Genomic DNA, 12,421 nt, shown 5'->3' on the forward strand with positions numbered 1-12,421 from the left:
ACGAGGCGGGATGGGCCATGACCGACAGATACGACAGTGTGGCACGCACCCTGCTCGACCAGCAGGGCACGACCTTCGCCGCCCAGGCCGGGATCAAGCTCCGCGACAGCCCCGGCCCGCTCTACCAGCTGCTGGTGCTCGCGCATCTGCTGTCCGCGCGGATCAGCTCCGATATCGCCGTCGCCGCCGCCCGCGCCCTCTTCGACGCCGGGATGCGCGACCCGCGGCGGATGGCGGAGGCCACCTGGCAGCAGCGGGTCGACGCGCTGGGCGAGGGCGGCTACCGGCGTTACGACGAGCGGACCGCCACCCAGCTCGGTGAGGCGGCCGAGCTGGTGAACCGCGAGTACGGAGGCGATCTGCGGCGGATGCGGGAGGCCGGGGACCCGAAGAAGCTGCTGCCGGAGATCAAGGGCATCGGGCCCGCCGGGGTGAACATCTTCCTGCGCGAGGTGCAGGGCGTCTGGCCCGAGTTCGCCCCGTACTTCGACCGCAAGGCGCTGGAGGGGGCCGAGCGCGTCGGGTTGCCGAAGAGCGCGGGGTCGCTGGGGCGGCTGGTGGCCGAGGAGGACCTTCCCCGGCTGGCCGCGGCCCTGGTCCGTGTCGCGCTCCACGCGGACGCCGCCCGCGAGGTGCGCGCCGCCGCGTGACGCGTCGAGGCGTAACGCATTCATCCTCCGCGTATCGCGTCCTGCCTCCGCGTGGCGCGTTCGGCTTCCCCGTGACGCGTTCAGCTTCCGCGTGACGCGTTCAGCCTCCGCGTGACGCATTCAGCCTCCGTCCGACGCGTTCAGGTGAGGAACTGCGAGCACTGGTACGGGCCGTAGGTCCGCTCGCCGTCGTCCAGCGAGACCCGGACGTCGTCGGGCCGGATGGCCTCGTCCCGGTGCAGGAAGGACTGGGCGCGGGCGAGGGTGCACACCAGCTGGCCGTTGGGCAGCCGGTCGCGTGGGCTGTCGAAGGAGGCGCCGGGCGAGTGGAGGGTGATCCGGTGGCCCGTGCCGCTGGTCCAGTACGAACCGAGCTGGACGAGGTTGACCAGCCCCCGCTCCTCGGCCCACGACGGCATGTCGGCGAGCAGCTTGAGGACGCCGTCGAGTCTCTGGAGGGAGATATCGGGGCGGGTGACGCCCTGGAGCCCGGAGCCGTGGACGTAGTAGATCCGCAGGTCCTTGGTGAGCCCGTGCGCGGGCTCGCCGCCGTCCACCACTCCGGTGGGCCGCACCCCGCAGCCGGCCGTCACCAGGGCGACGATCAGGGCGAGTGCCGGCGCCCCCGCCACCGTACGGAGGCGGCTCATCGCACCCCTCCGCGCGCCGCCGTGTCCCGCCCGGCACCGTCCTGCCCGCCGGGTGGCCGCGGGTGGCGGGGCAGCCGCACCCCGGCCATGAGGGCACCGTCAAGGTCTCACGGCCCTCGGACGCCCTGGAGGCGAAGGCGACCACCGACGAGGGGCTGACGGCGCTGATGCTCGGGCTCGGGGCCGTGGCGCTCCTGGTGGGCGGGGTCGGGGTGGCCAACACCATGGTCATCTCGGTGCTGGAGCGCCGTCAGGAGATCGGTCTGCGGCGGGCGATCGGGGCCACCCGCGGTGCCATCCGGCTGCAGTTCCTCACCGAGTCCCTGCTGTTGTCGGCGCTCGGCGGGGCGGTGGGAGTGGTGCTGGGCGCGGTGGCGACCTGGGCGTTCGCGCTGGCCCAGGGCTGGATGACGGTGATTCCGCCCTGGGCGCCGGCCGGTGGCTTCGGCGCCACGCTGGGCATCGGCATGCTCGCGGGGCTCTACCCCGCCATCCGCGCCTCGCGCCTCGCGCCTCCACCCCACCGTGGCGCTCAACGCCTCGTGAACACCGCACGGATTCACTGCCTGACGCTCCCGCTCAGGGCCGCGTACTCATCCTCCGCGTCCAGCAGATCCAGGAGGTAGGTGCCGTAACCGCTCTTGACCAGTGGCTCCGCCAGCTTCTGGACCTGAGCGGCGTCGATGAACCCGGTCCGCCAGGCCGCCTCCTCCACACACCCGACCTTCAGGCCCTGGCGCTGCTCCAGCACCCGGACGAACTCGGCGGCCTCGACCAGCGACCCGAAGGTGCCCGTGTCCAGCCATGCGGTTCCCCGGTCCAGCACCGTGACCTGCAGATCGCCCTGGTCCAGATAGGCTGAATTCACTCCGGTGATTTCCAGCTCACCACGGGCACTGGGTTTCAATTCCTTGGCTATCTTCACGACTCGATTGTCGTAGAAATACAGCCCCGGAACGGCGTAACGGGACTTGGGTTCGGCCGGTTTCTCCTCGATGGAACGGACCTTGCCCTCCTCGTCGAAGTCGACCACGCCATACGCTCTGGGGTCGGAAACCGGATAGGCGAACACCCGGGCACCCTGGACGCGGGTATGGTTGCGCAGCTGCGTTCCCAGTCCGGTGCCATGGAAAATATTGTCGCCCAGGATCAGGGCGACGGATCGGTGCCCGATGAATTCCTCGCCGAGCAGGAACGCCTGAGCCAGCCCTCCGGGCTGGGGCTGGGACGCATAAGCGAGTTCGAGCCCCCATTGGGAGCCATCGCCGAGCAGGCGCTGGAAGGCCGGCCGGTCCTCCGGTGTGCTGATCACCAGGATCTCTCGAATCCCGGCCAGGACCAGCGTCGACAGCGGATAATAGACCATCGGCTTGTCATAGACCGGCATGAGTTGCTTGGACACCGCTTTGGTGATCGGCCAGAGCCGTGAGCCGGTACCACCGGCGAGAATGATGCCGCGCATGGAGTGCCACTACCTATGATCGCCGAACTCTTGATCGCAGCCGAGCCGGGTCGACTCGCGGTGGTGCGACGGGGGCGTGAGGGCTTTCCTCACGCCCCCGTCTCCGCTGCCAGGGGCTACCAGGGCCAGTCGCCGCAGAGGGCGAAGCCGTCGCACTGGCTCGGCTCGGATCGGCGGTCGTCCAGGCTGCGGAGCAGCCTCTCCAGATGGTCGTCCGGGGACTTTGTGGCGGCCGGGTTGTCCCAAGGGGCGTCCGGGCCGGTCCAGGAGGCGTCCGATTCCTCGGTTGCCTCCAGTTCTCTGGAGGCGTCCAGTTCTTTCGTCACGTCGCTCAACGTCGGGCCTTCCGTTCCCCGGAGCCGCTGGGGCTCGGATGGCGGCCCGGGAGGCCGAGCGTGCAGGCCGCGAACACAACGGCCGTACGGGTGGCGGCGATCGGCGTGACGCCGCGCACGGAGATGCCGGCGGTCGCCATCTCCGCGGCGAGCTCGTCCGGGCCCGGCAGGAAGCCCGAGCCGTTCGCCAGCCAGTCGATCGCGGAGGCGGCCTCCTCCGGCGACGGCGCACCCGCCGCCGTACCGGGCAGGAAGTCGTGCACCACGACCGGGTCGCCCTCCGCCAACGCCGCCCGGACCCGGCCCAGCAGCTCCGCCCGCGCCGGGGCGTCGAGCAGGTGCAGGACGTGGGACAGCAGCGCGCAGTCGTGCCCCGCCGGGACGGGGTCGCCGCGCAACTCCCATGGCTCCAGGGCGATCCGGTCGTCCAGCCCGGCGTCCGCCACCGCGCGGGCGGTGTGCTCCAGCATCTCCCGGCGGTCGTACACCGTCGCCCTGAGACGCGGAAACATCCGGCACAGCAGGAGGGCGTAACCACCGCTGCCGCCCGCCAGGTCGGCCAGGTGGGCGCGGTCGCGCCACAGCGGCAGCCGGGCCAGGTGCGGTGCGCTGGCCCGGGCGCCGCGCAGCATGGCCTCGGCCAGCGCGCCCACATAGCGGTCGTCGATCTCCGGCGGGCGGCGGTGCCCGCGCAGCGCGGCGACGATCCCGGTGCCGTTCAGATGGTCTCGGGTGGCCCATCCCTCGATGCGCAGCAGGGGCAGTGCCCCGCTCGTCACCTCGGCGTGAAGGGCCTCGTCGAGCGCGAAGTGATCACCATTCCGAGTGAGAATTCCATTCCATACCAGAACGGTGAGGAAATTATATGCCATGGTCCGGTCAATCTTGGCCCGGTCGGCGATCTCGGTCGGAGTCAGCGGTTCTCGCGCGAGTTCCGTGAGCAACCCCAGCTCGTCCGCGGCTTCGATCATGGCCAGAATCTTTCTGGCACGGACCAACTCATCCAGAGCGTGAATGCCAGCCTCCCCCGTAGTCCCCCGTAACTACAGGGCAGAGTCTCTATCACATAAAAATCCATGTCAAGGTCTTGGATGTCGACGGGAGATCGACAGAAGATCGGCACCCGGCCGGGTCGTTCCAGCGTTATGTCTGTGCTCCGACAAGAAAGGGCTTCCATGGGATACCGCCCTGCTCAGCAGGCTAGTGGAATCGAAAGTTCCGATTCCGAAAGAAGGTTCAAATCTTTGGAAAGCCGGGTCGCGGCGCTCGCGATTACCTCGATTTACGGCAGGCCGAGATCGCGGGTAACGCCACCATCGGGCGATGACCGCGCTTTCTCCGGTACCGATCCCCAACGGTTTTACGCTATCGTCGCTCCGCCAGAACATTGACTGGCCGAATCGATCGAAGGAGCATTCCGGTGAGTGTGAAGTTTCTGGGTCTTCGAACGGTTGTCTACCCGGCGCGCGACCTGGAGGCCGCCAAGCTCTGGTGGAACTCGACCCTCGGTCATGAGCCCTACTTCGACGAGCCGTTCTACGTCGGCTACGACGTCGGCGGCTACGAACTCGCGCTCGACCCCGACGGCGACCCCGACGAAGGCCCGATCGTCTACTGGGGCGTGGACGACGTGTCCGACGCCGAGGCGCAGTTGCTCGCCGCGGGCTGCGAGTCCCGCTCGTCCTGCCGCGAGGTCGGCGGCGGCATCGAGGTCGCGGTCGTGCGCAACCCCACCGGCGATCTGATCGGCCTCATCTACAACCCGCACTTCCAGGCCGCGTGACCACCCCCCGGGCCGGGCGTCGGCCGCGGGCGGCCGGTGCCGCGCCGCCCGGCCCCGGCGTCGCACGGCCCGGGTCGGTGGGTCAGACCGGCGAACTGACGGTCGTACGACGGATCTCGCGGGCGAACGCCCCCAGCCGCTCCAGCCCCTCCGCGACCACCGCCGGGTCCGTCGCGTAGGTGATGCGGACGTGTCCGGGCGCGCCGAAGGCGGTTCCGGGGACGAGGCCCACGCCGGTGGTTTCCAGGAGCCGGTCGCAGAAGTCGTCGGCCGTGGCCAGTGGCCGTCCGCCGTGGTCGCCGCCGAGGAGGCGGGAGATCTCGGGGAAGAGGTAGAACGCCCCGGTCGGCAGCGGACATGCGATGCCGTCGATCGCGGTCAGCTGAGCGTGGGCGATATCGCGCCGCTCCCGGTACCCGGCCAGCCGCCGCCACGGTACGTCGTCGAGCGCGCCGAGCGCCGCATGCTGGGCGACGGCGGCCACGTTCGAGGTGGACTGGCTCTGGATGCGCCGGACGAGGGCGCTGATCGCGGGGGACGCCACCGTGTAGCCGACCCGCCAGCCCGTCATGGCGCATGACTTGGACACTCCGTTGACCAGCACGGTGCGCTCCCGGAGGGCGGGGAACGCCGTCATGCTGGGCGCGATGCCCTCCTCGTAGAAGAAGTGTTCGTAGATGAGGTCCTCGACCACGTACAGGTCGTACCGCTCGACGACCGCGGCGAGTTCGGCCAGTTCCCGCTCGGTGTAGGTGGCGCCGGTCGGGTTGCCGGGGCTGTTGAGGACGACGGCCTTGGTGCGCGCGGTGACGGCCTCTTCGAGCCGTGCGGCGGTCAGCTTGTACCCGGTGTCGGCGTGGGTGGGCACGATCACGGGAGTCGCGCCCACCGCCCGCACCTGCTCGGGGTAGGTCACCCAGTAGGGAGCCGGGACGATCACCTCGTCGCCCTCCTCGCACAGCACGAAGAACGCGTTGTACAGCGCGTGCTTGGCCCCGGCCGACACCACGATCTGGTCCGGGCCGACGTCCAGGCCGTTCTGCTCGTGAAGCTTGCGCTGGATGCGGGCGCGCAACCCGGGCAGCCCGGCGACGTCGGTGTAGCGGTCGACGCCGGCCGCGAGGGCGCGCAGCGCGGCGGTGCGGCCGCCCTCCGGCATGGCGAAGTCGGGCTCTCCGACGCACAGGTTCAGCACCCGCTCGCCCGCGCGGACGCGTTCGTTGAGCCGTGCGTTCAGCGACAGGGTGGGCGACGGGCGGATGGCGGTGGCGTGGCGGGACAGGGCCTTCATGCTGACCTCTCGGCGGTGGGCGATGACCGGATGCGGGTGCGGAGCGCCGCGGGTCGCCCGCGGCTCCCGGCACCGCCGGCCGGGCGGCTGCCACCCGGCCCGACTCAGACCATAAGATTCGATGACTATAGTGATTGTCAACGTTTGTTCGGTTTGCCTCGGAAGATTATCCGGAACCGCCGGGAGGGGTCCCGGGCAAGGGGCCGGCTGCCCCTCGGGGACCTTGACTTTAGTTAATCAACGGGCCTAGAGTCGCCACATCCGCCTGCCAGCGTCGTCGGTGTTTCGGAAGGCGGCCTCTCGATGTCCGCCAAGCTGCAGGGGGGATGCGGGCGTGTCGGAACAGGAATCGGGGGCGGAGGCCGCTTCGGTCGGCCCGTTCCCCTCGATCGGCTCGGAGCGAGACCCTGAGGCGACCGCCGCGGCGCTCGCGGACGCGGTCGCCGCCGGCTGGTCCTGCGTCGTGACCGTAGGCGTCCCGCTCTGCTCGGACGGGACCAACGCCTGGTTCGGATCGGGGATCTACGACCCCTTCAGCGAGCGCACGCTGCTCACACCGCCCGAGGGACTGAGCGCGGAGGGAGAGTCCGATCTGCGCTTCGCACAGGCCGTCGCCGAGCGGCTGCATGCGCTGCCGACAGCCGGACCGGGGTCGGTGACCTTCTCGCTCTCGATCTTCGACGGCAAGATGGTCCACGGCATCGGGCGCGCGGCGGCGCGGCGCATCCACTCCAAAATCACCGCGCACCCCGAGGAGTTCCTGCCTCCCGCCGCACTGGCCCTGTACCACGCGGTGGGCGGGCGGCTCGCCTTCGACTTCTCCCTCGACTACCGCAAGCTCGGCGACCGATTCGTGGATCGGCTGCGCGGCGAGGTGCGTCCGGTCATTCCGTCCGTGCCCACGGGGCGGCTGATCGATCTCTTCCTCGGGACGGGCTGTGTTCCGCTCCGGCGCGTGGACGCCTCGCAGCCCACCCCCGGGATGGGCCAGGTGCTCTGCGCGACGCCGAATACGCTCTCGGTCGGTCAGCGGCCGGTCGAGCTCTCGCCGCTCGACGGGCGCGGCCGCATCCAGACCGGCCCGGAGGCCGTCCCGCTGACCAATGAGAACGGCGCCTATATATGTGAGGTGACCGCGATCGGGCGGCTGCTGGCGATGCTCGCCCACGCCCCTGCCCCCGCGGACGGCGGCGGCGTTCTCACGCTCAGCGTCCTCAACACCCGCGACCCCGGAAACCACAAGATCCACCGGATGAGCTGGTCGGCGGGCGAGCTGGTCACGGCGTTGCTGCCCCATCTGCGGCCGGATTCCTGGGCGCGCCGGCCCCTGGTGCACTGGGCCTCGGTGACGGACGGCGAGTCCTCCGCGGCCATCGGCTCCACCCCCGACACCCTGGCGCGCCGGCGCTTCCTGGCCGACCTCAGGGCGCGGATCGGGCGGTCGTCCTCGCCGCGTCGCCGCGAGGAAATCATCGCGGGTGAGCTGGAGCGCATCCGGATGCGGGTGCAGAACGCCGACCCCGCCAAGGCGCCCCTGCTGTTCCTCTACGGGCCGGGCGACTACGACAGTCACCGGGCCTCCGGCGTGCCCGCGCCGGACGGCAACGGCGCGGCGTCGGACGGAGCGAACCACCAGGCGCCCGACACCGCGCTCTCACAGAGCTGCTTCCTGAACTGATCAGGCGACGCACTCCGCTCGGGCGAACAGTCCGGTCCGGACGACCAGTTGCATTCAGGCGGCCAGTTCCATGCAGGCGGCCAGTTCGGCTCAGGCGACCAGTTCCGCGATGACCCGGGCGGCGGCCTCCGGCCGGTATTCGCGGCGAAGCCGGCCGGCGACGTCTTTCGCGGCCGGCCGGAAGCCGGCGTCCGTGAGCAGCCGCTGGAGTTCCTCCCCGAGAGCGGCCACGGACGCGTCGAGTCGAAGGTGCCGGCCCACGCCCAAATCCGCCGCCCGGCGGGCGTTGTTGAACGCGTCCTGCTCGAAGGGGAGCACCAGCATGGGGACCCCGAAGGCCAGGCCCCGTACGAAGGTGCCATGACCGCCGAGCGTCACCAGGACGGAGCTTTCCGGGAGCAGTTCCTCGATGGGCCGATATCCCGACGCCCGTACATTTCCCGGCAGTTCTTCATCCTGGACTACTCCACCGATGAAGTGGAATGCGGCGTCGATTCCCTCGGCGGCCTCCAGGAGCGAACGCACCAGCTTCGGCTGAGCGGAATGCGGGGTGGTCGACAGGCTGATCAGAACGCGGCGGGTATCGTCCGTGGCCTCCGCCCGCTCTCGCGGTGGCGCGAAACCCGGGCCCACGTAATGGACGCCCTCGGGGACCGCGTCCGCCGCCGGATCCGCCGTGGGAAAGGTCGCCACCATGCACCGGTCCGCCCGTGTGTACTGATCCCGCGCGGCGCTCAGCGGCGCCAGCCCCCAGCGGGCCCGCACCTCGTTCAAGGCCGGAAGCGCCTTCTTCGTCATGCGTTCAAACAGCGGAACGAAGGGCCCGTTGCGCATCGTCTCGTGCGCGGGTTCGCCGACGGACATCGGATAGATCGCGTTCATGAACACGATGCGCGGCAGTCCGAGGTGCTCGGCCGCCATGAGCGCTCCGGGCAGCACATAGTCGGCCACCACCACCTGCGCACGGGTGTCCCGAGCCGCGTCGGTCACGTCCTGGCACATCGGTGACGCGGGTCCGTACATCACCCGGTCCCTGATCAACTGCGCGGCGTGCGCGGGAGAAGTGGCCTCGCCGATCCGCAGGAGGTCGCCCTCCGGCGTACGAGGGTCATGGAGCGGGGAGTGGTGGAACTCCCGGAACGCCGCGCCGGTGGCCTCGGCCCGGTCCCTGACGGAGGGATTGCTCAACACCGTGACCGCGGCCTCCCGGGCGATCAGGTCACGGACGAACAGCAGCGACGTCCCCACATTGCCCCCGCCGTCCCAGAGGACGAACAGGACGCGCTTGCCGGCCAGCGCGCGGGCGCCGCCGGAGGGCGGGGCCGCGACGGCCGACGGGGATGGCTCGGACACTTGGTGGGAGGCATGGTGATTCTCTGTCACTCGCCAGGTTCCTCTCGCAACGGCGACTTCAGTCACGGCGGCACCCCGGGTCTCAGTATCGAGGCGTTGTTGACTAAAGTCAACGGCACTGTATCGTTGAGTCAACGCCCTTGGGAACAGTGAGCGGGAAGCGGTCACCGTGAGGAAGGAGCCCCATGGACATCGTCGGAAGCGGCTTCCTCGCCAGAAACCTCGCGCCCCTCGCGGCCTCCCACCCCGGAGTGGTGGTGGCCGCCTTCGGGGTGTCGTTCGCCGCCGGAATCCCCGAATCCGACTTCGCCAGGGAGGCCGCGCGCCTGTATGAACTGGTGCGGCGCTGCGAGCGGCGGCGGGAGAAGCTGGTGTTCTTCTCCACCGCGTCGTCCGCCATGTACGCGGTGCCCGGGGAGGCGGGCCGGGAGGACGGCCCCGTCTTCCCCTCGACCGCCTACGGCAGGCACAACCTGGCGCTGGAAGCGGTCCTGGCCGCGTCCTCCATCGACCACCTCGTGCTGCGGCTCGCCCATGTCGTCGGTCCGGCACAACCGGCCCATCTGCTGGTGCCGGCCATGGTGCGACAGGTCGGCACCGGGGCGGTCCGGCTCCACCGGGGCGCCCGGCGGGATCTCCTCGATGTGGCCGACCTGGTGACGGCCATGGACCGGCTGCTCACCGCGGGCGTCGGCCGCACCGTCGTCAATGTCGCCTCCGGCACGGCGGTGCCCATCGAGCTGCTCGTGGACCATATCGAAGCGGCGCTGGGCGTCCGGGCGCACCGCACCTACGTCAGCGAGGCGGTGAGCCAGCCGGTGTCCACCGCCAAACTGCGCGCTCTGGTGCCGGAGATGGCCCGGACCGGCGACGAGAACTACTACCGACGAGTCCTCGACACATACCTCTGGGAATACGCCACGGTCGCAACAGCCAAGGGATGATTCATGACCGATGTCGAGCACAAGAACCCGCGGCTCCTGCCCCACGAGTCGGCGCAGGAGAAGGAGGTGCGGGAGCGGCTGACCAAACTCCTGACCGAGACGCCCATTCCGCCCGTATATCTGATCGACAATCTCCCGGTGTATCTCCGCCGCCATCAGCTCGCGGATCTGCTGACGATGGACGCGCTGTACCGGATGCTCCCCGAGATCCCCGGCGTGATCATGGAGTTCGGGGTGCTGCACGGACGCCATCTGGCCACCCTCGCCGCGCTGCGCGGCCTGTACGAGCCGTACAACTCCTACCGCCGGATCATCGGTTTCGACACCTTCACCGGATTTCCCGGGCTCTCGGAGATCGACCGGGTGAGCCCGAGTGCGGCGGTCGGCAGGTTCGCCGTCCCCGACAACGAGGTGGACCATCTGCGGGAGGTGCTCGCCGCGCATGAGGCGGGCGACCCGATTCCGCATGTCCAGCGGAGCTTCGTGGTCCAGGGGGACGTCCGGGAAACGGTTCCGCGCTATCTGGCGGAGAATCCGGAGACGGTCATCGGAATGGCCTTCTTCGATCTCGACCTGTACGAGCCGACGCGTGAGGTGCTCCAGGCGATCCGCCCCCATCTCGCCAAGGGCAGCATCGTGGCCTTCGACGAGCTCGGGCATCCCCGGTGGCCCGGGGTGACCGCCGCGATCCGCGAAACCCTGGGCCTGGACCATATGACGCTGCGGCAGCTCCCGTTCCGCGAGCAACCGGTGATCTATCTGAAGTGGGGCGAATGAGCCCGAGACGCCGGGCGGGGCGAGCGGCTGGTCAGGCGGGGCGCAGCCGGCGGGGCAGCGACGCCACCACGATCTCGTAGGACTGCCCGAGCAGTTCGCGCACCTCGTCGGCCTCCAGGCCGCCGCTCAGCAGCACCGTGATCCAGTGCCGCTTGTTGAGGTGGTAGCCGGGCAGCACGGTGTCCGGGTGCTGGGCGCGCATCGCGAGGACCTCGTCGGGCGGCAGCTTCACGCTGACGCGAGGCGGTACCGCGCCCTCGCTGAGGAGGGCGAAGATCTTGCCGCCGACGCGGTAGACGGCCGGGGAATCGCCGAAGGGGAAGTCCTCGGCCGCGCCGGGCAGGGCGAGGCAGTGCGCGGTGACGTCGTCGGGTTTCACGGTGCGAGCCTATCCACGGGCGGTGGCACCCGGAGGGCTATCGCGGCCGGACGCCGACGGCGATGAGGCTGCTGGCATCCAGATGGGAGTGGCCGGCGGCCGCCATGTCGGCGTGCAGCCGGTCCCGGACGCGGCCGAGCTGCTGCTCGTCCATGCCGAGCACGAAGCGCCGGGGCGCCGCGCCGAGCAGGAACATCCAGGCGTCGTCGCCGAGCAGCGGGACGCGGTAGTCGACCCGGTGCACCGCGACGTCCACGAGGCCGAAGGAGCGCAGCCAGGCGGCGAGCCCGTCGGCCGAGTCCACTCGGGTGCGCGGGTCGGGGGCGGTCGGCGGTGCGGGCAGCGGGCGGACCGCGGAGGCGGCCTCGCGGGCGCGGCGGACCATGCTGTCCATCCCGCCGCCGACCCAGGTGCTGAGTGCTATCCGGCCGCCGGGGCGCAGCAGGTCCACCAGGTGGCGGGTCCCGGCGTCCATATCGGGGAAGAAGAACACGCCGTAACAGCACTGGACGAGGTCGTAGGGCGCGTCCGCGCGCCATGCGGTGACGTCGCCGCGGTGGAACCGCAGCTGGGCGAGACCTTGCCGGTCCGCTTCGGCCCGGCCCTGGTCCAGCAGGGCGCCGGCCATGTCGACGGCGTCGACATGGCCCGTGGCACCGACGGCGCGGGCGGCGGGCAGGGCCGACGCGCCCGAGCCGCAGCAGGCGTCCAGGACCCTCTCCCCCGCGCGGGGCCGGGAGACGCCGGTGGCGAGCGCCCCCAGCGGCCCCCACAGCCGCGAATACCAGGAGGCGAACTCGCGGCGGGTCTGGCTGAACAGCGCGCCCACCGGGAGAGTGGGCACGGCGGATATGACGGTCATGGTGTCTTCGAGTCCTTCCAGTTCCACCAGCGCAGCTTTTCCGGCTCCCGGCCGCCCTCGGCGTAGTAGACGGCGCACCGGAAGACGTAGAGCATGCAGCGGTCCACATAGGCGCCCTGTTCGAGCATCAGCCGGTCGTACAGTTCCTCGGGGTCCTGCCCGACGAGTTCCTCGACGCGGTGGATGCCCATGCCGTGCAGGTCGCCCTCGACGGCCTTGCCGACGCCGGGGATCTGCCTCAGGTCGCTCTCCATGCG

At 70.4% G+C, this 12,421-nt stretch carries 14 protein-coding genes and 1 pseudogene; 6 read left to right on the plus strand and 9 right to left on the minus strand.

Annotated elements, in window-relative coordinates:
* Nucleotides 1-17: 17 nt before the first annotated feature.
* A complete protein-coding gene (locus J8403_RS08570; RefSeq protein ID WP_211122641.1) occupies nt 18-650 on the plus strand; it encodes an HhH-GDP family DNA glycosylase in 633 nt (210 codons plus the stop codon).
* A 140-nt stretch (nt 651-790) separates the two neighbouring features.
* On the opposite strand, the gene J8403_RS08575 is transcribed toward J8403_RS08570, so the two are convergent.
* Nucleotides 791-1,300, minus strand: a complete 510-nt coding sequence (locus J8403_RS08575) for a hypothetical protein (RefSeq protein ID WP_211122642.1) — start codon at nt 1,298-1,300, stop codon at nt 791-793.
* A gap of 80 nt (nt 1,301-1,380) precedes the next feature.
* On the opposite strand from J8403_RS08575, the pseudogene J8403_RS08580 reads away from it, so the two are divergent.
* Nucleotides 1,381-1,846: pseudogene (locus tag J8403_RS08580) on the plus strand (ABC transporter permease); the annotation flags it as partial.
* Between the two features lie 13 nt (nt 1,847-1,859).
* Here J8403_RS08580 and rfbA read toward each other — a convergent pair.
* The 3 genes from rfbA to J8403_RS08595 form a co-directional block, all read right to left on the minus strand.
* Complete coding sequence (gene rfbA / locus J8403_RS08585) at nt 1,860-2,762, minus strand: glucose-1-phosphate thymidylyltransferase RfbA (protein ID WP_211122643.1); 903 nt, start codon at nt 2,760-2,762, stop codon at nt 1,860-1,862.
* A gap of 116 nt (nt 2,763-2,878) precedes the next feature.
* Nucleotides 2,879-3,088, minus strand: coding sequence for a hypothetical protein (locus tag J8403_RS08590; protein WP_211122644.1), 210 nt, complete (start codon nt 3,086-3,088; stop codon nt 2,879-2,881).
* 5 nt (nt 3,089-3,093) lie between these two features.
* Nucleotides 3,094-4,068 carry a methyltransferase gene (locus tag J8403_RS08595; protein ID WP_211122645.1) on the minus strand — a complete coding sequence of 325 codons (975 nt, stop codon included), beginning with the start codon at nt 4,066-4,068 and terminating at the stop codon, nt 3,094-3,096.
* Between the two features lie 449 nt (nt 4,069-4,517).
* On the opposite strand from J8403_RS08595, the gene J8403_RS08600 reads away from it, so the two are divergent.
* Entirely contained in the window at nt 4,518-4,880 is a 363-nt protein-coding gene (locus tag J8403_RS08600) for a VOC family protein (protein ID WP_059145793.1), read from the plus strand.
* Between the two features lie 82 nt (nt 4,881-4,962).
* Here J8403_RS08600 and J8403_RS08605 read toward each other — a convergent pair whose 3' ends face one another.
* The gene (locus J8403_RS08605; protein WP_211122646.1) at nt 4,963-6,171 is read right to left on the minus strand and encodes a pyridoxal phosphate-dependent aminotransferase; all 1,209 of its coding nucleotides are present in this window, start codon (nt 6,169-6,171) and stop codon (nt 4,963-4,965) included.
* A 334-nt stretch (nt 6,172-6,505) separates the two neighbouring features.
* On the opposite strand from J8403_RS08605, the gene J8403_RS08610 reads away from it, so the two are divergent.
* Nucleotides 6,506-7,849: a hypothetical protein gene (locus tag J8403_RS08610; RefSeq protein WP_211122647.1), complete on the plus strand. Its 1,344-nt coding sequence runs from the start codon at nt 6,506-6,508 to the stop codon at nt 7,847-7,849.
* A gap of 90 nt (nt 7,850-7,939) precedes the next feature.
* On the opposite strand, the gene J8403_RS08615 is transcribed toward J8403_RS08610, so the two are convergent.
* Complete coding sequence (locus tag J8403_RS08615; RefSeq protein WP_211122648.1) at nt 7,940-9,202, minus strand: glycosyltransferase; 1,263 nt, start codon at nt 9,200-9,202, stop codon at nt 7,940-7,942.
* Nucleotides 9,203-9,387: 185 nt separating this feature from the next.
* Between J8403_RS08615 and J8403_RS08620 the strand changes: the two genes are divergently transcribed.
* Together J8403_RS08620 and J8403_RS08625 are read left to right on the plus strand one after the other, a co-directional pair.
* A complete protein-coding gene (locus tag J8403_RS08620; RefSeq protein ID WP_211122649.1) occupies nt 9,388-10,146 on the plus strand; it encodes an NAD-dependent epimerase/dehydratase family protein in 759 nt (252 codons plus the stop codon).
* Between the two features lie 3 nt (nt 10,147-10,149).
* Nucleotides 10,150-10,923: a class I SAM-dependent methyltransferase gene (locus J8403_RS08625; RefSeq protein ID WP_211122650.1), complete on the plus strand. Its 774-nt coding sequence runs from the start codon at nt 10,150-10,152 to the stop codon at nt 10,921-10,923.
* Nucleotides 10,924-10,954: 31 nt separating this feature from the next.
* On the opposite strand, the gene J8403_RS08630 is transcribed toward J8403_RS08625, so the two are convergent.
* From J8403_RS08630 to J8403_RS08640, 3 genes are read right to left on the minus strand one after another with little or no spacing between them, the layout of a single operon-like run.
* Entirely contained in the window at nt 10,955-11,302 is a 348-nt protein-coding gene (locus J8403_RS08630) for an MmcQ/YjbR family DNA-binding protein (protein WP_211122651.1), read from the minus strand.
* A gap of 37 nt (nt 11,303-11,339) precedes the next feature.
* Nucleotides 11,340-12,164 (minus strand): class I SAM-dependent methyltransferase, encoded by an 825-nt coding sequence (locus J8403_RS08635; protein ID WP_211122652.1) that lies wholly within the window; start codon nt 12,162-12,164, stop codon nt 11,340-11,342.
* Nucleotides 12,161-12,418 (minus strand): helix-hairpin-helix domain-containing protein, encoded by a 258-nt coding sequence (locus tag J8403_RS08640; protein WP_059145788.1) that lies wholly within the window; start codon nt 12,416-12,418, stop codon nt 12,161-12,163. Before J8403_RS08640 ends, J8403_RS08635 begins: the two co-directional genes overlap by 4 nt.
* Nucleotides 12,419-12,421: the final 3 nt, after the last annotated feature.

Source organism: Streptomyces yatensis, assembly GCF_018069625.1.
GTDB classification, from domain to species: domain Bacteria; phylum Actinomycetota; class Actinomycetes; order Streptomycetales; family Streptomycetaceae; genus Streptomyces; species Streptomyces yatensis.

Excerpts from the sequence above, each read along its gene's own strand:
- J8403_RS08605 (WP_211122646.1), bottom strand. The coding sequence starts at position 6,171 with ATGAAGGCCCTGTCCCGCCACGCCACCGCCATCCGCCCGTCGCCCACC.
- J8403_RS08640 (WP_059145788.1), bottom strand. The coding sequence starts at position 12,418 with ATGGAGAGCGACCTGAGGCAGATCCCCGGCGTCGGCAAGGCCGTCGAG.
- J8403_RS08625 (WP_211122650.1), top strand. The coding sequence starts at position 10,150 with ATGACCGATGTCGAGCACAAGAACCCGCGGCTCCTGCCCCACGAGTCG.
- J8403_RS08575 (WP_211122642.1), bottom strand. The coding sequence starts at position 1,300 with ATGAGCCGCCTCCGTACGGTGGCGGGGGCGCCGGCACTCGCCCTGATC.
- J8403_RS08635 (WP_211122652.1), bottom strand. The coding sequence starts at position 12,164 with ATGACCGTCATATCCGCCGTGCCCACTCTCCCGGTGGGCGCGCTGTTC.
- rfbA (WP_211122643.1), bottom strand. The coding sequence starts at position 2,762 with ATGCGCGGCATCATTCTCGCCGGTGGTACCGGCTCACGGCTCTGGCCG.
- J8403_RS08595 (WP_211122645.1), bottom strand. The coding sequence starts at position 4,068 with ATGATCGAAGCCGCGGACGAGCTGGGGTTGCTCACGGAACTCGCGCGA.
- J8403_RS08570 (WP_211122641.1), top strand. The coding sequence starts at position 18 with ATGACCGACAGATACGACAGTGTGGCACGCACCCTGCTCGACCAGCAG.
- J8403_RS08620 (WP_211122649.1), top strand. The coding sequence starts at position 9,388 with ATGGACATCGTCGGAAGCGGCTTCCTCGCCAGAAACCTCGCGCCCCTC.